General features: G+C 43.0%; 17 protein-coding genes and 1 tRNA gene. 8 read left to right on the forward strand and 10 right to left on the reverse strand.

Translation table 11 applies throughout. From position 1 onward, the window contains the following. Nucleotides 1-68: 68 nt before the first annotated feature. Nucleotides 69-1,094: an IS110 family RNA-guided transposase gene (locus CZ367_RS11830; RefSeq protein ID WP_077196100.1), complete on the forward strand. Its 1,026-nt coding sequence runs from the start codon at nucleotides 69-71 to the stop codon at nucleotides 1,092-1,094. A gap of 212 nt (nucleotides 1,095-1,306) precedes the next feature. Here the strand turns inward: CZ367_RS11830 and CZ367_RS11835 are convergent, their stop codons facing one another. From CZ367_RS11835 to CZ367_RS15975, 3 genes are read right to left on the reverse strand one after another with little or no spacing between them, the layout of a single operon-like run. Continuing rightward, the gene (locus tag CZ367_RS11835; protein WP_237581710.1) at nucleotides 1,307-1,921 is read right to left on the reverse strand and encodes a 7-carboxy-7-deazaguanine synthase QueE; all 615 of its coding nucleotides are present in this window, start codon (nucleotides 1,919-1,921) and stop codon (nucleotides 1,307-1,309) included. After that, nucleotides 1,897-2,322, reverse strand: a complete 426-nt coding sequence (locus CZ367_RS11840; protein ID WP_077197044.1) for a 6-pyruvoyl trahydropterin synthase family protein — start codon at nucleotides 2,320-2,322, stop codon at nucleotides 1,897-1,899. Before CZ367_RS11840 ends, CZ367_RS11835 begins: the two co-directional genes overlap by 25 nt. A gap of 43 nt (nucleotides 2,323-2,365) precedes the next feature. Beyond that, nucleotides 2,366-2,533: a hypothetical protein gene (locus CZ367_RS15975; RefSeq protein ID WP_202613132.1), complete on the reverse strand. Its 168-nt coding sequence runs from the start codon at nucleotides 2,531-2,533 to the stop codon at nucleotides 2,366-2,368. Nucleotides 2,534-2,946: 413 nt separating this feature from the next. Between CZ367_RS15975 and CZ367_RS15185 the strand changes: the two genes are divergently transcribed. Both CZ367_RS15185 and CZ367_RS11845 read left to right on the forward strand, forming a co-directional pair. Then, nucleotides 2,947-3,165: a hypothetical protein gene (locus CZ367_RS15185; protein ID WP_144005988.1), complete on the forward strand. Its 219-nt coding sequence runs from the start codon at nucleotides 2,947-2,949 to the stop codon at nucleotides 3,163-3,165. A 37-nt stretch (nucleotides 3,166-3,202) separates the two neighbouring features. Further along, nucleotides 3,203-5,899, forward strand: coding sequence for a calcium-translocating P-type ATPase, PMCA-type (locus tag CZ367_RS11845; RefSeq protein WP_077197045.1), 2,697 nt, complete (start codon nucleotides 3,203-3,205; stop codon nucleotides 5,897-5,899). A gap of 331 nt (nucleotides 5,900-6,230) precedes the next feature. On the opposite strand, the gene CZ367_RS11850 is transcribed toward CZ367_RS11845, so the two are convergent. Further along, nucleotides 6,231-8,150, reverse strand: a complete 1,920-nt coding sequence (locus CZ367_RS11850) for a DEAD/DEAH box helicase (protein ID WP_077197046.1) — start codon at nucleotides 8,148-8,150, stop codon at nucleotides 6,231-6,233. Between the two features lie 452 nt (nucleotides 8,151-8,602). Here CZ367_RS11850 and CZ367_RS11855 point away from each other — a divergent pair, with 452 nt between their 5' ends. After that, nucleotides 8,603-9,142 carry an LOG family protein gene (locus CZ367_RS11855; RefSeq protein WP_077197047.1) on the forward strand — a complete coding sequence of 180 codons (540 nt, stop codon included), beginning with the start codon at nucleotides 8,603-8,605 and terminating at the stop codon, nucleotides 9,140-9,142. Between the two features lie 76 nt (nucleotides 9,143-9,218). Beyond that, nucleotides 9,219-9,926 carry a hypothetical protein gene (locus tag CZ367_RS11860; RefSeq protein ID WP_237581712.1) on the forward strand — a complete coding sequence of 236 codons (708 nt, stop codon included), beginning with the start codon at nucleotides 9,219-9,221 and terminating at the stop codon, nucleotides 9,924-9,926. A gap of 299 nt (nucleotides 9,927-10,225) precedes the next feature. Here the strand turns inward: CZ367_RS11860 and CZ367_RS11865 are convergent, their stop codons facing one another. After that, complete coding sequence (locus tag CZ367_RS11865; RefSeq protein WP_077197049.1) at nucleotides 10,226-11,377, reverse strand: TlpA disulfide reductase family protein; 1,152 nt, start codon at nucleotides 11,375-11,377, stop codon at nucleotides 10,226-10,228. Nucleotides 11,378-11,622: 245 nt separating this feature from the next. Between CZ367_RS11865 and CZ367_RS11870 the strand changes: the two genes are divergently transcribed. Further along, nucleotides 11,623-13,851 carry a polyribonucleotide nucleotidyltransferase gene (locus CZ367_RS11870; protein ID WP_077197050.1) on the forward strand — a complete coding sequence of 743 codons (2,229 nt, stop codon included), beginning with the start codon at nucleotides 11,623-11,625 and terminating at the stop codon, nucleotides 13,849-13,851. 249 nt (nucleotides 13,852-14,100) lie between these two features. Here CZ367_RS11870 and CZ367_RS11875 read toward each other — a convergent pair whose 3' ends face one another. From CZ367_RS11875 to CZ367_RS11895, 5 genes are all read right to left on the reverse strand, one after another. Continuing rightward, complete coding sequence (locus CZ367_RS11875) at nucleotides 14,101-14,727, reverse strand: agmatine deiminase family protein (protein ID WP_077197452.1); 627 nt, start codon at nucleotides 14,725-14,727, stop codon at nucleotides 14,101-14,103. Nucleotides 14,728-15,042: 315 nt separating this feature from the next. After that, nucleotides 15,043-15,597: a DUF3332 domain-containing protein gene (locus CZ367_RS11880; RefSeq protein ID WP_077197051.1), complete on the reverse strand. Its 555-nt coding sequence runs from the start codon at nucleotides 15,595-15,597 to the stop codon at nucleotides 15,043-15,045. Nucleotides 15,598-15,685: 88 nt separating this feature from the next. Then, nucleotides 15,686-16,522, reverse strand: a complete 837-nt coding sequence (locus tag CZ367_RS11885; RefSeq protein ID WP_077197052.1) for a CPBP family intramembrane glutamic endopeptidase — start codon at nucleotides 16,520-16,522, stop codon at nucleotides 15,686-15,688. A gap of 41 nt (nucleotides 16,523-16,563) precedes the next feature. Beyond that, nucleotides 16,564-17,505, reverse strand: a complete 942-nt coding sequence (locus CZ367_RS11890; RefSeq protein ID WP_077197053.1) for a bifunctional riboflavin kinase/FAD synthetase — start codon at nucleotides 17,503-17,505, stop codon at nucleotides 16,564-16,566. Nucleotides 17,506-17,529: 24 nt separating this feature from the next. Next, complete coding sequence (locus tag CZ367_RS11895) at nucleotides 17,530-18,186, reverse strand: HAD-IA family hydrolase (protein WP_077197054.1); 657 nt, start codon at nucleotides 18,184-18,186, stop codon at nucleotides 17,530-17,532. Nucleotides 18,187-18,652: 466 nt separating this feature from the next. On the opposite strand from CZ367_RS11895, the gene CZ367_RS11900 reads away from it, so the two are divergent. Together CZ367_RS11900 and CZ367_RS15980 are read left to right on the forward strand one after the other, a co-directional pair. Next, nucleotides 18,653-18,726: transfer RNA gene (locus CZ367_RS11900), tRNA-Ile, on the forward strand. A 106-nt stretch (nucleotides 18,727-18,832) separates the two neighbouring features. Beyond that, nucleotides 18,833-18,988 carry a hypothetical protein gene (locus CZ367_RS15980; protein ID WP_154669336.1) on the forward strand — a complete coding sequence of 52 codons (156 nt, stop codon included), beginning with the start codon at nucleotides 18,833-18,835 and terminating at the stop codon, nucleotides 18,986-18,988. Nucleotides 18,989-19,059: the final 71 nt, after the last annotated feature.

Raw genomic sequence — 19,059 nt, forward strand, 5'->3', positions numbered from 1 at the left:
GAAGCCTATTTAGAGTTCTAGTCCATACAACTATCGACCAATTCTACTTAATAAAATTGTACAAATATATGAAGAATTTATTTATCGGAGTTGATTTTTCGAAAGAAAAAGTTGATGTGGCTATCATTTTTGCAGACGGTCTGACAGAAACGGCCCCAAGAGTGTTCAACGAGTTCAAGACAACAGTGTCTGGCTACAAGCAACTGGTCAAGTGGGTGGAGAAGAATTCCTACGGCATCGACCCTTCCCTGTGGCTCTTCTGCGGTGAAAATACTGGCGACTACAGCAAAGGACTATGCAACTTCCTCTACGGCAAAGGCTACGACATGTGGCTTGAGAACGCCAAGAGCATCAAGGACGCATCAGGTCTCAGACGATTGAAGTCTGACCGCGCCGACGCCTCGATGATTGCAGAATACGCTATGAGAAATCACGACAAAGCCGTTATGTACAAGCCACTTAGCGAGTCACTTGCACAACTACGAGAGCTGTTTCTGTATCGTCAAATGGTGGTACGCCATAGATGCAGCTTTCAGGTGCGTAGAGGCGAGAAGAAGCTCACTATGGAGAAATCGCCTATCAAGACGATGATCTCGCAGAGCGGAAGGCATATCCTGTCAGAACTCAACAAGGAAGTAGAGAAGATAGACAAGCGAATCGCCGAGCTCATTAAGTCGGACGAAGAGCTCACCGAGGTGTTCACAATCGTGACCTCGGTGCCTGGCATAGGAACGCAGAACGCTGTCTGTCTGATGGTGTATACAGACAACTTCCGTCGTTTCAACTACGACTCGCGCAAGATTGCCTGCTATTACGGCTTAGCCCCATTCGGAAAAGACTCTGGCACCAGTGTGCATTCTGATCCGCATGTACATTATATGGCGAACCGCCAGATAAAGGCCATGCTGACACAAGCTGCACTGGCTGCCGTCAAATTCAATCCCGTTATGGCGAGGTACTATATGCGCCTCGTGGAACGCGGAAAGAAGAAGCAAGTTGCATTGAACAATGTCAAGAACAAACTTGTGCATTTGGTCACTGCAATGGTTAGAAACCGCCAAACATTCACCCCTGATTATAAAATCTCAGCATAAATTGAAAATAATGGTCAAAACATTTGGATTTTAACATAGAAAGCGATTTGGGTTAAGGCATTTAGCTGTTATTTATAGAACCAGCCTATAACAATATAAAAAATAAAAATATAAATTTCAGATAAAGGCAGCAGAAAGGGGAATGAATCATCGTAGACATACGTAAGTGTTCATTCCCCTTATTTTTGTTTTGTTCATAGTCGAACAATGGTTTATCTTACATCCAATATCTTATGTGTTTGCAACGATACACGCCATTCGGGGTGTGCCTTGCAATATGCCACTGTAGCCATTGTTATTTGCTTGTTCTTCACCACATCGCCCGTGTCGCAAGGCTGCAAACTGCGATAGCGTGCCTCTATCTTTTCATAGCGTGCCATATTGTTTTCAAGGGTATAAACCACCTTTAGCTCGTCTATTCGCTTCACCTTTAGTTCGGCATGCTTGCAAAATTCAAACTTTGGCGAACACGTTACAAAGTCTATCCCCTCCGTTACTTCGTGTGTACCATTGGTTTCCATCTGTATAAACTTGCCTGCTTTGTGCAATTTGTCGCACAGCGTAGGCGTAACTTGTAACGATGGTTCGCCACCTGTCAGTACCACGTGTGTAGCCTTTCCGCCCAAGGTTTCCACAGCTTGTACTATCTCTTCTTCTGTCATTTCTGTGAACGATTGGAAATCGGTATCGCAGAACGAACAAGCAAGATTGCAACCCGAAAGGCGTACAAACACAGCGGGTACACCTGCAAAGTGGCCTTCGCCCTGAATAGAGTAGAATATTTCGTTTACACGCATAAGGCTTACAGCATTGCTGTGGCTGAACATTTGCGTGTTTCGTCCACTCTACACTTTATCAACCGTGCGCCTGTGCCTTCCAACAATTGTGGGGCTACCTCCTCAAGAAAATGCTTTGCAATGTTTTCTGCCGTAGGATTGAAAGGTACAACCACCATACTCTCTTCAGAAAGTTGCATCATTGTGTCCAAATAAGGGTCGTCTGCCCACATCAAGAACTTGTGGTCGTAATGATTTTCTAACCATTCGCAAAGTGTACTTTTCATTACCCCAAAGTCTATCACACGCCCAAGGCTGTCCAACGCTTCTCCCTCTATGGTGAACGTAAAGCGGTAGTTGTGGCCGTGTAGGTACTTACACTTGTGTTCGTGTCCTACTACCCTATGCCCACAACTTATATCGTGGTATCTTTCTGCTATAATCTTTGTCATTTCTTGTTCTCCTTATTTCATTCTTTCTAAAAGCTTAGTCCGACTAATCTGATTTTTGGGGATTGTCGGACTTGTCGGACTTGTCGGACCAGTCTGACCAGTCTGACCCGTCTGACGCGTCCGACCCGTCCGACCCGTCCGACAAGTCTGACAAGTCTGACGATTTCGCCAACGCTATATAGAGGTTAGTAAAACTAACTACTCTTTCCACTGCAAAGATACTACATTATTTTCTATTTTTATTCTATTCGTGTGCATTCTTACCCGTCGTGCATAACTGCTTAACGCACCCTTCTCTATTGTTCTATTTTTCTTATCTCCCTCCTTTGCAAATCAAACATTAATCTTTTGTTTCCCAAACATATATGTATTGGGTTGTCAAAGTTCAACTTTGGGAGGGTCAAACATATATGTTTTGGGTGGTGAAACATATATGTTTTGGAATGGGTTTGTAATGCTTTTATTATCAATAAGTTATGCGAGCAATTTTTCTAACGTTGTGTTTCTTTCTCCTTGTTCTATTCTTCCTCTACCGCTGTGTAGACGATGAGGGGTGGGGAAGTGCTGTTTTTATATTATTAAACATATAACAAGAAGTGTTAATGATTTTTTTAAACTATCTCAATGCTATTGCATCATAATGCTGTATCTTTGCATAAGATAGGCTGCACTCGGCAATATTCAAGCAAGCTTGTATTGCCCTCGTTGGCACTATCTTTGCATAAGATAGGCAAATACCGCAAGTGTAGGGGCTCGATTTATCGAGTTCCGCTCATCAAAAAGGTCGATTTCAACGATTTTATCGATAGCATCGCCATCATCAAACACCTCTTCCCACATTAAAAATATGCTTATCTCATCGCTGAAGAAAAAATACATTATGAAAGAAAATACATTGTACAGCGGATTAAACAACAAGGAAGTTGAAGAAAGTAGACAAAAGTATGGAGAGAATATATTGACTCCCCCAGCTCAAACTCCTCTTTGGAAACGACTTTTAGTAAAATACAACGACCCCTTAATCATTATTCTCCTTGTGGCAGGTGTGCTCTCTATCGGCATTTCGTGCTACGAATATTTTGGTTTGGGCGAAGGACTGCAAGTGTTTTTCGAACCTGTCGGCATTTTCGTTGCTATCTTTCTTGCTACGGGTTTAGCCTTCTTCTTTGAAGAAAAGGCCAATCGTGCGTTTGCTATTCTCAACCAAGTAGATGATGACGAGCCTGTGGAGGTGGTGCGCAACGGAAATACTACAACCATTCCTAAGCGTGAAGTGGTGGTAGGCGATGTGGTTTTGCTCAATGCGGGTGCAGATATTCCTGCCGATGGCGAATTGTTGGCAGCCTATTCGTTGTCGGTAGACGAGTCTACCCTAACGGGTGAGCCTATTTGCAGAAAGAGTACAAAGCCCGAAGACTTTGACACGGAAGCCACCTTCCCAACCCACCACGTTATGCGAGGTACGAAGGTGATGGAAGGACACGGCGTTTTCCGTGTAGAACGTGTAGGCGATGCGACAGAAAACGGGAAGGTGTTTGTTGCAGCGCAGATAGACAATAGCGTAAAAACCCCACTGACCGAACAGTTGGAACGATTGGGAAAACTTATAACGTGGGCAAGTTACGCTGTGGCAGCACTCATATTGGTGGGCAGAGTTATTATGTTCTTTGCTGAAAATAGTTTTTCGTGGATACCATTCATTCAGTATCTGCTCGATACCATTATGATTTGCGTTACGCTTATTGTTGTGGCTGTACCCGAGGGATTGCCTATGGCGGTAACATTGAGCCTTGCTTACTCTATGCGCCGTATGCTTCAGACTAACAACCTTGTACGCAAAATGCACGCTTGCGAAACGATGGGGGCTACAACTGTGATTTGTACCGACAAAACGGGTACACTTACACAAAACCAAATGAGAGTGGCAGCAATGCGCTACAATGAGGGTGATGCGCTAGCGGTAGCCTTGATGAAAGAAGGAATAGCCGTCAACTCTACTGCATCGTTAGACCTATCGAATGCTGAAAAACCTGTGGCGTTGGGCAATCCTACGGAGAGTGCGTTGCTGTTGTGGTTACACGACCATAAAGAGGATTATCAAACCCTACGTGCCAATGCAGAAATCATAGACGAACTGCCTTTCTCTACCGAACGAAAATATATGGCTACGCTGGTAAACTCGGCATTAGTAGAGGGCAAGAAGGTGCTTTATATAAAAGGTGCAACCGACGTTATTCGTCATTACTGTGCAGCCATAGCGGGCGACATATCGTGGGAAGACATTGCAGCACAATTACTTGAATGGCAAAATCAGGCAATGCGTACCTTGGGATTTGCCTATATGGTGTTGCCCGATGATGCAGATTTGAGCCACTCGGAAGGCATAATCAAGCGCATAATGAATGGCGAAACAGAGCTAAAAGCTCAATTTACGTTCTTAGGAATTGTGACCATTGCCGACCCAGTGCGCCAAGAAGTGCCTGCAGCAGTGAAAGAATGTACCGATGCAGGCATAAGTGTGAAAATCGTAACGGGCGATACCCCTGGTACAGCAAAGGAAATAGGACGACAAGTGGGTATATGGTCGGAAAGTGATACAGACAAGAATATCATTACAGGGCCAGAGTTTGCAGCACTTACCGATGAGGAATTGCGCAATCGTGTGTTAGACCTAAAGGTTATTGCACGTGCGCGCCCTATGGATAAAAAACGATTGGTGGAAACATTGCAAACCCTTAACCAAGTGGTAGCCGTAACGGGAGACGGTACAAACGATGCCCCAGCACTGAAGGCAGCTCACGTTGGACTTTCGATGGGTGATGGTACAAGTGTGGCAAAGGAGGCTTCAGATATTACGATAGTCGACAATTCTTTCCTCTCTATTGGTCGTGCCGTGATGTGGGGACGCAGCTTGTATCAGAATATTCAGCGATTTATTCTTTTCCAACTTACGGTAAACGTTGTGGCGTGCCTTATTGTTTTGGCAGGCGCATTTATGGGTACGCAGAGTCCGCTCACAGTGACACAAATGCTGTGGGTAAACCTTATTATGGACACCTTTGCTGCTATGGCTTTGGCTTCGTTGCCTCCATCACAAAAGGTAATGAAAGAAAGTCCTCGCGACCGCAAAACGTTTATCATTACAAAGTCGATGTGGACAAATATTATTGGTGTAGGAGGATTGTTCTTTGTGCTGTTGTTGGTGTTCCTTTATGGCTTAGAACACGCTTCTGTGCATCAACTTTCCGACTTATTGCATCTACAATTAGGTAGCCATAAGATGATGACAGCTTACGAATTGAGTTTATTCTTTACCGTCTTTGTTATGCTTCAGTTCTGGAATATGTTTAACGCACGTGCCTATGCAACAGGTCGTAGTGCATTCCACTTTAAGGACTGTGGCGGTTTTAACCTTATTGTATTATTTATCTTGGTTGGACAAGTGCTTATCGTGCAGTTGGGCGGAAAGATGTTCAACGTTACACCACTCTCCATAAACGATTGGATTATCATTACCCTTTCTACCTCGGTTGTGTTGTGGATAGGTGAAGGCTTGCGACTGATGAAACGAAAGTAAGAACACGTAAGCGCAATAAAAAAGCGGTAGACAATCGCCCTAAAACATCGATTGTCTACCGCTTTTTGCTTGTTTATTGTTATCAAGCACTCTTATATTCTATATGTATGTACGCTTGCGCTTTGTGCTAAGAAGAAGTAATCATAAGTCTATCTGTACCTAAACCCCAATCGGTCATTAGACGAGTCGGACGGGTCTGACTGGTCTGACTGGTCTGACGAGTCTAACTGATAGAGTTTATCTCTATACGAACACTATGTATAATATGCAAAAAGGGGTTTAACCGATGGCTAAACCCCAATTCTGATAATATGTTAGATCGTCGTTTTTCTTACTTCTTCTTTGGTCTACGGCGTGCCCAACCTTCTTCAGAGAAGTCGGGTTCTTCGCCCTTAAACTTTACAGGTGTGCCTTGCAGCAAGCCTTTCCAATCGTCTTTCTTAAACTTGCGCTGTGCTGTCTGTTCGTTATCATTGCTGCGTTGTCTGCTACTACGTTCCTTATTGTTACGGCGGTCGTTGCGTCCATCACGACCTTCACCACGACTTCCACGACCCTCGTCACGATTTCCGCCTCGGCTGCCACGACCGTGTCCACCTTCTTCAGCATCGTTACAGCGCACACGTCTGCCCTTATAGGTTATGCCGTCTAAGGCTTTCATCACCTTTTTAGCATCTCCATCGGGTACTTCTATGTAACTTTGTTTTTGCAAGAGGTCAATATGACCCACTTCTTGGCGACCTTGCACATACTTATTGATAAACTGCATCACCTCTCCAGGGTAGAAACCATCAGCCTTACCAAGGTTGATAAACAGGCGTGTAAACCCTTGTTCAGCCTTGCGAGGTCCACGACTGCCGTCTCTTCTGCCACGTCCTTCGCCTCTACCGCTGCGATTATCGTCTCTACTGCCTCTGCCCATAGATGGCTTTTCTATCTCTGGTGCATTTTTATAATAGTCTAAGAAGCGACCAAAGGTTGCAGTTATAATCTTTTTGATGATTACTTCTTTATCGATAAACTCAAACTGGCGATTGATTTCAGCCACGTATGGTGCTATCTGTTCTTCATCTACATCGGTCTTGAGAATAGCGTCCATCGACTTGAACAATTGTTTTTTGCAAATCTCTTCTGCCGAAGGAAGCGTGCCATCAACAAACTCTTTGCCGATAACTTTCTCTATGTTGCGAACCTTGTATTTCTCTTTGATGTGGATAATGGCGATAGATGTTCCCTTCTTACCTGCACGACCCGTACGCCCCGAACGATGCGTGTAATTCTCTATATCGTCCGGCAATCCGTAATTGATAACGTGTGTCAAGTCGTTCACGTCCAATCCACGTGCTGCCACATCGGTTGCCACGAGCAGCTGAGTAAGGTGCGAGCGGAACTTCTGCATCGTAAGGTCGCGTTGTTGTTGCGACAAGTCGCCGTGAAGTGCCTCCGCATTATATCCGTCCTTAATCAGTTTGTCGGCAATCTCTTGTGTTTCAAGCTTTGTGCGACAGAAGATAATACCGAAAATCTTTGGCGAGAAGTCTACCAAACGTTTCAGTGCAAGATACTTATCCTTAGCGTGCACCATATAGTAAATGTGGTTTACGTTCTCTGCGCCCTCGTTTCTTGACCCCACTACTATTTCTTTGTAATCGTGAAGATAGCCCTTTGCCACACGTTCCACATCTTTGTTCATCGTAGCCGAGAACAATAGCGTATTGCGGTCTTCAGGTACGTTGGTAAGAATTTCGGTAATGCTTTCTTGGAAACCCATATTAAGCATTTCGTCAGCCTCGTCAAACACCACGTTGTTTACGTTTTCAAGCTTTGCCTTACCACGATTCATCAAGTCAATCAATCGTCCAGGGGTAGCCACAATGATTTGCACACCGTGTCTGAGTTGCTTTATCTGCGTGTCGATAGATGCTCCGCCATAAACAGCAGCGATGTGAAGATGAGGGATATACTTACCAAAATCGTTCAAATCGTCAGCTATCTGCAAGCAAAGTTCACGTGTAGGACTCAACACAATAGCCTGTGTGTCCTTTCTGCTTGTATCAATGCGTTGCAACAAGGGAATACCAAACGCAGCCGTCTTACCCGTACCCGTTTGTGCGAGTGCGATTACGTCGTTTCTGTTACCAAGTAAATAAGGGATTACTTCTTCCTGTACTGGCATTGGTTGTTCAAAACCAAGCTCTTCAATGGCCTTGCGAATCGCTTCGCTAACGCCTAATTCTTCAAATGTTTTCAAATTCTTATTGTAATAATTTATAATCCTAAGGACAAACTATCACCACACGAACCCACTTGAACCCAAATCGTTCATTAGAACAGTTTAGGACCCTCCTCAATTATTATCTAAACTTATGAGATGTCTTATTTCAAAAATACATTCTCATTCTAATAACCGATTTGGGTTAAAGTAAAAATAAATCCATTGCCATACAGGTGATATATATCCTAATATCGGGTGCAAAGGTAAGCTAACAATTTAAAACCTGCAAGGAAAACATAAGATATTTACGGGCGTTATCTTCGGAAATAGCTAATAATCAGTAATTTATTGTCCTATATCAAGCACATTTTATAATATAAGAGGAGACTGTATGGAAGAAAATAACTACATTTGCAGCATGAAAGAAAAGAGTTGTTTATACATATCAGACAATCTCTCGTAAACTTAAAACAAACGAACAAATAACAATGAAAATAGGTGTATTTTGCTCAGCAAACAACAGCATCGACCCCGACTTCTTTGCAGCTACTGAAGCGTTTGGCAAATGGATGGGAGAAAACAAACACACCGTAGTATATGGTGGGTGCAACATCGGACTAATGGAATGTATAGGAAAGTCAACCCACGAGGCTGGAGGACGCACCATAGGTGTTGTGCCACAGATAGTGGAACGTGGAGGAAAGAAAAGCAGCTACATAGACATCGAAATGCTGTGCGATAACCTTTCAGACCGCAAAGACCTCATCAACAACCAAAGCGATATTCTTGTTGCCCTCCCTGGAGGTATAGGGTCGTTAGACGAGATCTTCACCGTAGCAGCTTCGCACACCATAGGTTATCACGCCAAACTTGTAGTGCTCTACAATATGAAAGGCTTTTGGAACTCGCTCATCGCCCTCCTTGACGATATGCAGGCACGTGGCTTTATTCGTGGCGAATGGAAAGACTATATAAAGGTAGCAAACACTTTGGACGAGCTTACCCAAATGATAACAAACGAGGACTGAAATTACCAATAGCGCAAATAAGTTATAACTTTGTAGCTGTGGGCACAAATTTGCTATACCTTGGCTATCTGTGGTTTTGTCAGACCTGTCCGACCCGTCCGACTCGTCCGACCTGTCCGACTCGTCCGATAAAACCACCCCACGCGCAAGCAATAAACAAATTAAATATAAATTAAGATCAACCTATAAAATGAAATTATTAAGAAAAGAAACTCGATTAAGCCTTGCCTTAGCGTTAATGGCATTAACCACTAACGTTTCGGCACAAGAGCAAAGCGAAAGAACCAAAAGTGTTTATTTAGAATTGGGTGGTGCATCAAATGGTATTGGTGTCAATTACGACGCACGATTTAAAGAAGGCTCGCCTTGGGGCTATCGTGTAGGCTTAGGCTGGGGCTATGGTAAAGTGTCATCATTGTTTGGCAATAGCGAATCGGTGCGTGCCTACTCTGTTCCAATGGGTGTGAACTATTTCTTGGGTGGAAAGCGCAACCATCTTGAAATGGGTTTGGGTGTAAATATAGGTCTTTACAACCGCCATTACTATGAATACCATTTAACCCCATCGCCTGAAAATCCAAAGGTAGCAGCAATAAATGCTGTTCAGAAAAAAGATAATGTCGTTGCTGGATTTGGCTTTGCCAACATTGGCTATCGTCACGTTGCAAAGCGTGGATTTCAGTTCCGTGTGGGCATAACAGGTGGTATCGGCATCATCAATGCTGAAAAAAGCAACAACAAGTTTAGCCTTATGCCATACATCAGTTTTGGTAAGGCGTTCTAAAAAGTAGCGTATAGCTTGTAGAACGATGATAAAACAACAACCCTCCGATGTGCTATGATGACATCGGAGGGTTGTTGTTTTAGATTTATAAATTAAACCCAAATCGGTCGTTAGAATGAGAATGTATTTTGCGATTATTTTGAGCTTTATTTTGCATATATCAAGGGAGCATAGCGGGCTATGTGACTGCAGATATAGGTAAAATAAAGCCAAAATAATCCAAAAGACATCTCATAAGTTTCAAAAATAATAAAGTAAGCACCTAAACTGGTCTAATGGCCGATTTGGGTTAAATCATCTTATAATAAGGCTTGAATATCTGCATCAAGGTTCTTTATCTGTGCAGGGTTCTTCACAATAGTGTTAGTGCGGTCTATTAAGTAAATAATAGGTGTGGTGGTTGCAGCTTGGGTGTACACCTTGCTAACGCCAGTATTGTCGAACACGTTTACCCAAGGCAAGTTGGCTACGCTTTCTTTCCAGAAGTGTTCGTTCTCATCGAGCGACACCATAAATATTTCTAAACCTTGAGCGTGATACTTGTTGTACAAGTTACGCATCTGCATAATGTATTGTGGCGACTCTTTAAGGGCAAACGAGTGAAAGTTGAGCACCACCACCTTACCTTTCAATTCGGTAAGACTGCGCTTGTTGCCCTTATTATCGAACAATGGCAAGTCTATCACGCCTGTTTCTTCGGCTTGAATAGCTACCTCTTTTTTCTTTCCCTTCACAATACGGGTGTCGCGCATACTTCTTAGCGTGATGTTGTGTAGGTTCTGAGCACGTTCGGTGTTGGGATAGAACGTGTCCCACGATGTGGCAACAGCACCGAAAGCACGATTGTCTTCAGCATCAATCGTTGGGTCGAAGATGAGGTGAGCCTGATTGTTGATAACGATATATTGGAACAAGGCAAAGTAGCTGTATGCCTTCATTGGCTCTTTGTAGATGTAATTGAGTTTCACATCATTCTTGTAAGCCTTTACAAGTTCGTAGATGAGCGTGTCAGCCACTTCGGGACGTTGTGCCATAAGTGTTTGGCATTGTGCTTGAAGATTGATTTGCTTGATGGCCAACTCCTTTATCTTTTCGTTTTCGTATGAGCCTTTCACATCGTAATTTATCGCCATTTCGGGATGCTTGGCTCTAACATTCACGGTCTCGGTTGAGTCGATGGCAATGTTAATGATTTGTCCTGCTATACGCAAACGATAAAACTCAGGATTTTCGGCTTTATCGCCTGCGAAAGAGAAGTTGCCCTTTTCGTCCAATTTTACTGAATCTACGGTTGTAAAACCTTTCAGACTATTGTGTTCAAAATAGAGTACCGAGTCTTTCGCATTGCTTATTTCGCCCTCAATATGGTACTGTTCGCCTGTGCATCCTGTAAGAATTGCCGCTCCAAGGAACAAGCAACTCATTGCCATTGATTTAAGTATCTTTTTCATTGGTGTATTTTTAATTTTGTGCAAAGATAGTGCTTTTTAGTTCAAAGATTTAAATAAACCCTCGAAAAAACAAAAATAAATCATATTTTATTCGTCTATTAGATATATAATCGCTAAATTTGTACGATTTTATTTTTATGCGGAAACCGTAAGTTATGCTACAAAGATATTTCGTAACGTCTTTATAGCTTTTTACATTCCTCTTATGATGTAGGTCAAAACAATAAGTATTTTTTAAATTTTAGATGAACGTAATTACGAAAACTCTTCAATTGGCAGATGGTAGAACCATTACAATTGAAACTGGAAAGGTTGCAAAACAAGCTGATGGCGCAGCAGTTATTAAGATGAACAACACCGTGCTCCTCGCTACCGTTTGTGCAGCTAAAGAGGCAGTTCCAGGTACAGACTTTATGCCTTTGCAAGTAGATTATCGCGAGCAGTATGCTGCCGCAGGTCGTTTCCCAGGTGGTTTCACCAAGCGCGAAGGCAAAGCCAACGACGAAGAAATCCTAACATCACGTCTTGTAGACCGTGTTCTTCGTCCTCTTTTCCCATCAGATTATCACACAGAAGTATTTGTAAACGTAATGCTTCTTTCAGCTGATGGCGTTGATATGCCTGATGCACTCGCTGGTTTTGCTGCTTCGGTAGCTATGCAGTGTTCAGATATTCCAATCGAACACCCTATCTCTGAAGTGCGTGTGGCTCGTGTCAACGGCGAGTATATTGTTAATCCAACCTTCGAACAAATGAAGGAAGCCGATATGGACATCATGGTTGGTGCTACCAAGGACAACATTATGATGGTAGAAGGCGAAATGGACGAAGTTTCTGAACAAGACCTTATCGGTGCATTGAAGGTAGCTCACGAGGCTATCAAGCCAATGTGCGATATACAAGAGGCACTTGCTAAGGAACTCGGAACAGACGTGAAGCGTGAGTACAACGACGAAATAAATGACGAAGAACTCCGTGAGCAGCTCCGCAAGGAAACTTACGATGCTTGTTACGCATTGGCACAGAGCGGCGACAACGACAAGAAGCACCGCACAGAGGCTTACGAAGCTATCAAAACAGAATTTACAGAGCGTTATGACGCAGCTCATACCGACCTATCGGAAGACGACCTCGATGAAAAACACGCAGAAATAGACCGTTACTTTGATGATATACAGCGCGACTCTATGCGCCGCAGTGTGCTCGACACAGGCAAGCGTATGGACGGACGTGCAACTGACGAAATTCGCCCTATATGGTGTGAAGTAGACCCATTGCCAATGCCTCACGGAAGCGCATACTTCCAACGTGGCGAAACATTGGCACTTGCTACTTGTACCCTCGGTACAAAGTTGGACGAAAAGATGATAGACAACGTTTTGGACAAGAGCTATCAACGCTTCTTACTCCACTATAACTTCCCTCCATTCTGTACAGGTGAGGCTAAGGCACAACGTGGTGTGGGTCGCCGTGAGATAGGTCACGGTCACTTGGCTTGGCGTGGTTTGAAGGGTATGATTCCTTCTGACTTCCCTTACACCGTGCGTCTTGTAAGTCAGGTGTTGGAGTCTAATGGCTCATCATCTATGGCTACTGTATGTTCGGGAACTCTCGCTTTGATGGACGCAGGTGTACCTATGAAGAAGCCTGTATCGGGTATTGCAATGGGATTGATTAAGAACCCAGGTGAAGATAAGTATGCTGTATTGAGCGATATTCTCGGCGATGAGGACCACTTGGGCGATATGGACTTCAAGACTACTGGTACTATCGATGGTATTACTGCAACCCAAATGGACATCAAGTGCGATGGTCTTTCGTTCGAAATCCTTGAAAAGGCATTGATGCAGGCTAAGGCTGGTCGTGAACACATCTTGAAGATGATTACCGACACTATTGCTGAACCACGTGCAGAAATGAAGCCACAAGTTCCACGTATCGTGGCAATGGAGATACCAAAAGAATTTATCGGTGCTATTATTGGTCCTGGTGGTAAGATAATTCAACAGATGCAGGAAGACACTGGTGCTACCATCACTATTGAAGAAGTTGATGGCGTTGGTAAGATACAGATTTCTGCTCCTAACAAGACATCCATCGATGCGGCAGTGGGCAAGATTAAGGCTATCGTAGCTGTGCCTGAAATAGGCGAAACTTACGAAGGAACAGTTCGCTCTATTATGCCTTACGGCTGTTTCGTTGAAATTATGCCGGGCAAAGATGGCTTGCTCCACATCTCTGAAATGGATTGGAAACGTCTTGAAACTGTAGAAGAAACAGGTTTGAAGGAGGGCGACAAGATACAAGTGAAGTTGCTCGACATCGACCCAAAGACAGGCAAATACAAGCTCTCACGCCGCGTATTGCTCGAAAAGCCTGAAGGGTATGTAGAGCCACAACGTCGTCCACGTGGCGACAGAGGCGAACGTCGTCCACGCCGTGAAGGTGGTGAGCGTCGTCGTAACGAAGAATAAGAAGAAATTAAACAGTCAGCTAATGACTATGCAGAGGCTTGTATAAGTCTGCGCATAGCCTATAAATAAAAGGAAATGGGCCTTTCATAGGGTTCATTTCCTTTTTTGTTACCTATGTTAAACCCAAGTCGGTCATTAGCCCCACAAACATTTGGGTTTAACCCCCTCTAACTCCTTGATAACCGAACGGTTTTTAAGTTGATTGAGCGTGTATAAAGAGTAGTTCTTCTTTGTGATAAGTAAAGAAGCTTAGGAAAGTGAGTTCTCCTTGATAGAACGTGAGTAGCTGTAGAACTTTCCTTCGTCGCTAAAGTACGGTTCGGCATACACACCCACCACAGCGTGGTTAGGGAAGCACGCTTTAATCTGTTTCAAAGCCTCTTTGTCTTCAGCTGTATGCTGCAAAGGAACGATGATAACCTTTGAGGTCTGAATATAGTTGATGTAAGCCCAGCTCATATCGTTGGTTGCACGTGGTGCGGTGTAGGTGCTAAAGCTCAATTCCACCACCTCCATTCCGTCAGTTTCCAACTCACGCTTCAATGTGTTTGCCATCTCAGCATCATACTCAGCACAGTTGGTCATCAGCACACGGTTATCGCTAAGGTAACGCACGTGATTTTCTATGTGGTCAGCCATATTAAATTCACCTTCGTGTAGCCAAGCTGGCTTTATAGCCTTGTAGCACGCACTATTTTCTTTGTCCATCACTTCGTGTTTCACGTCGTAAATGTCCAATACCATACATAGTTTGCTGTATATAGGCATAACGCCCTTATCGGTAAGAACCTCTGGTGCAAAGTAAACTTTGTTTGCATCGAAGTGCTCACGGGGCAACTTATTACCGCATAGCGATACTGTTTCTTGATTATCCATAAAGTATTTAGATTTCTTGTTTGGTAAATATATAATGTAATAGAAGTATCGCTGCAAAGATACAAATAATATTGAAACTCCATCGTTTTTTTTACGGAAAAATGCAAAGTCGATATTACATTTTTCTAATAACGGAATAAATAAACCCAAATCGGTCATTAGAGATTTTTTCGTGCAAAAAGTCAGATTGTAGTAGACCGAGTTATCGTTATAGCATCTGTATGCTAACACAATATGTGTTTTCCGTTCTATTTTAAGACAAAATGAAAGCGAAATTTTCTAATGACCGATTTGGGTTTAAATCTCTTTGTGCATTTATCGTGTTGCCATATAGTAGCTTGTCCCTGCCTGTGCTTGACGAAGTTCGTACACACCCTGTGCATCAGGTGTTACATCAACGGTGAGGCCGTTATTAAGGAAAGCTTTAACAGAGCCATCTCCATTGAAATGGATAAGTTTGGTTTCTTTGCCTTCCGCAGTCATGTACCAATTGTTTTCTTCCTTATTATAAGTAAGGTAGAATACTTCGCCATTAGGACGTTGTACCTCGTAGCCATTCTCAAGAATTTTTACTGCATAAAGCAATCCATCGTCGCCCTTTATCTTCTTAGTTTTACCTATTTGGTTGGCCATAGGGTTGTCGCCTGTCCAAAACTCAATGGTATTGAGCACCAAGGCATCAATCATTCCCGCAATACCATAAGCAGGTGAGATAACAATAAAGATGAGTTCGTTCAGAAACTTTGAGTCGGTGGCACGCTTGTTCCAACTTGCTAACTTGTTGAACATAGCAAACGAACCTACACAAGAGGTAGTGAGTACTGCTCCGGCTATAAGGCAGGCAGCTGTTTTTAGTCCTTTTCTTTTCATAATTCTTAATGTATTTAATAGTTATTGAAGAATGACAAAATTGCAAAATATTATTGGTTTTACATTCTTTTTGTCTTGATTTTATAGATTATTCTGATACTTTTTTCATTCTTAGCGCAAGTTGGAAGATTGAAGGAACAAGAATGCAGAGCGAGAAAAACAATCCGCCATACATCATTCGTTCATCGCCGTGGAAGAGGTCGATGAGTTTTCCATCGTTCATTTCGGGAAGAAGTTTAAACATAAGGTAAGCCACGGTGTTGTTGACCCAGTGGAGGGCGATGCCAGGAAGTACGCTCCCCGTGCGCATATACATCCAGCCGAGCAACATTCCAAACAAGGTGGCGTGAATGCCTTGTGCAAAGTTGCCGTGAATAGCACCAAAGATAGCTGCTGAAATAAAGATGGCTATCCATCGCTTCTTACCTTCAAAGAGAGTTAAGAGCTTGCGTAACACTGCGCCACGGAATATGAGTTCTTCGCCAATGGGTGCAAGAATGCCTACAACAAGGTAGCCCCCTGTTTCGTTCATTATGCCTTTGAAAAGCTCGGCAACGTTTTGTGCCATCTCTACTTGTAAGCGTTCGTAAATATATTGTGCGGGGAGAATAGCTCCAAGCCCTAAAAAGCCTGCCCATGTGAGTACTGCCCAAGGCTTAGATTTCAGATAGGTACGTGAGATAGGCGACCATTTGAGCTTGATAAACAACGCAATGGAAACCAAACTGCTCAACAGACTACTGATAATAATGGCTGGCGAATGTTTGCCTATTTGTATGCCTTGGCGCACTTCATTTACAGCTATTTCTTTCAGATAAGCGTAAATAAAGATGGCGATAAACTGAAAGAGCGCTTGAATGATAAAAAACGTAGAGACGAAAAGAACAACGTATAGTATACTTTCTAATGATTTTTTATTTTCCATAAATGTGTATTTTAAATTGCTGCTTAATTCTTTTTTGTTTTTTATTTTATAGCTGACAATATCTTGATGCTGCGCTGTTTGTCTTCCTCCATCTTGGCTTTGAGGGCATCAAGTGTATCGAATTTCTCTTCGCTGCGGAGGTAAGAAATAAAGTGAATGGTGAGATTTTGCCCATAGAGATTGTCCGAGAAGTTGAAAATGTTGACTTCCATAGAGATTTCTTTTCCATCAAAGGTGGGGCGAATACCTATGTTTAACATTCCGTTATAAGCCGTTTCATCGGTATTTATGTACACTTTCACGGCATAAACACCTAAAGCAGGGAGGAGTTTGCCCAAACCGTGAAAGTCGATGTTTGCTGTGGGAAACCCTAATTTGCGACCATTCTGAAACCCAGAAACAACCTTACCTGTCAGCGAGTAGGGCATACCAAGGCATTGGGTTGCCTTTTCCATCTCGCCTGCTGCTATATATCGGCGTACTACAGACGAACTTACGTTTACTTCGCCTACTTCTAAAGCGGTGTTTTGACTCACGCAAATACCTATCTCTTTGCCATAACGCACGTAGTCATCGAAGGTTTCCGCTCGATTATGCCCAAATCGATTGTCATACCCCATTACCAATTGAGCTACATTGAGTTGGCATTCGAGTACGTTTTGCATAAAATCGTAGGCGGAAAGTTGAGCCAAAGCCCTGTCAAAATGGACGATAACGATGTAGTCAACCCCCGTTTGCTTCAATTTTTCCACCTTTTCATCGAGCGTCGAAAGCATTTGAGGTTGATAATCGCTTTGCAACACTTGGCGTGGGTGTTGGTCGAAGGTGATGACCATTGATGCAAGATTGTTCTTTTGGGCTTGCGCTATAAGTTGGCGAATGAGGAATTGATGTCCTAAATGCACACCATCGAAAAATCCGATGGTAGCTATTGAAGGACTGATTTCCACGTTTTCATCGTGTTGTAGATAGATTACTTTCATTCGTTTTATTGACTTTGGAGATTTTTATAAATCGAGCGATAACCAGTCGTTGGGGTGCTCGTTGCAATAGGTTTGTATGCCCAACGATGCAGCTGCGGCACAATTTGCCTTGGCATCATCTATAAAAAACGTTTCTTCTGGGCAAAGATGCGAGGTTTGAAGAACGGTTTGGAAGATTTCTAACGATGGTTTAATGAGATGCATTTCGTAAGATAAATATATCTTTTGGAAGTATTCTTCTGCTGTGTACACTTTACCCCTTGCACCTTTCTCGTTTACATCAGATTGGTCTGCTTTGTAGGGGAATAGGTCGATGGCGCATTTCTGCCAATGCATTTCGTTCGTATTGGAGAGTAGAAACACATTATAGCGTTGGTTTAATGCTATCAATCGTTGCTTCTTTATATCGGGAATATCGGTTAAAAGTTGATTCCAAGCCCATAAAATTTGCTCGTCAGCTGTGCTTACATCACCTATTTTGCGCACTCTATCATAAAATTCAGAACTGTTGATATTGCCCACCTCGGTATCGAAAAACAATTCTTTGGTTGTTCCCTCCTTTATAAGTTGTGCCACCTTCTCTATACCAATGGTAGAAAAAGCATCAATGCATCGTTGCCAATCAAGTCCAACGAGCACGTTCCCTAAATCGAATATGATATTCTTTATATTTGTATTCATCTCTGCTTTATATTTGTCCGCTTCTTGTTTTCTTTAATGCTTTGGCGACTAAAACAACAAATCTTTTTCTAACTTTTTTGTCCTCTTAAGATAAACCCCCTTAACAGCTTGGCATCTGAAAAACCTGCGAACTGTTTCTGCAAAGATGTAAGAGTAAAAACTTTGACAAGCTCTCCCTCGTTTACTTGAAAAGGACTGCGAACGCTCTAACCGCATCCGTCACAATGCTAAGACTATGTGTCTCTTTATCGCTAACTTGAAAAGGACTGCGAACCATCAACGAATTAGCCTCCTCCTTCTCTACAGAGAAAGGGCGAGACCGTTATTTCTCATTGCAAAGTTACACTAAACCCCTCGTATATCACCCCTCTTAACCGCAAAATGTGTTAAAACGCCTAAAAATATTCCTTATCTCTGCTTGTTTTTCCATTTTATTGATTACCTTTGCAGCCGAATTATAAATTCAGGACTTGTAGCTCAGTTGGTTAGAGCAACAGACTCATAATCTGGAGGTCCCTGGTTCAAGCCCAGGCTGGTCCACATTGAAAAGCAAGGAGTTACAGCAATGTAGCTCCTTTTTATTTGTCTTGTATTGAACTTTAGGTGACCTTTCAGAGAAAAAACTTTGTATCTGTAATGTTGCTGAATGACATTTAACCCCAATCGGTCGTTAGCCCAGTCAGCCCAGTCGGACCAGTCCGACAAGTCCGACAAGTCCGACAGGTCCGACAAGTCTGACAGGTCCGACTGGTCCGACAGGTCTGATTGGTCTAACGACCGATTGGGGTTAAATACACACTAAATTAATTCCGCCAACGGGTAAGAATTATAAACTTCTCCAGAGACCATTTGAAGAAAACTCACATAAAGAAA

The sequence above is a fragment of the Prevotella ihumii genome, from assembly GCF_900155655.1.
GTDB classification, from domain to species: Bacteria; Bacteroidota; Bacteroidia; order Bacteroidales; family Bacteroidaceae; genus Prevotella; species Prevotella ihumii.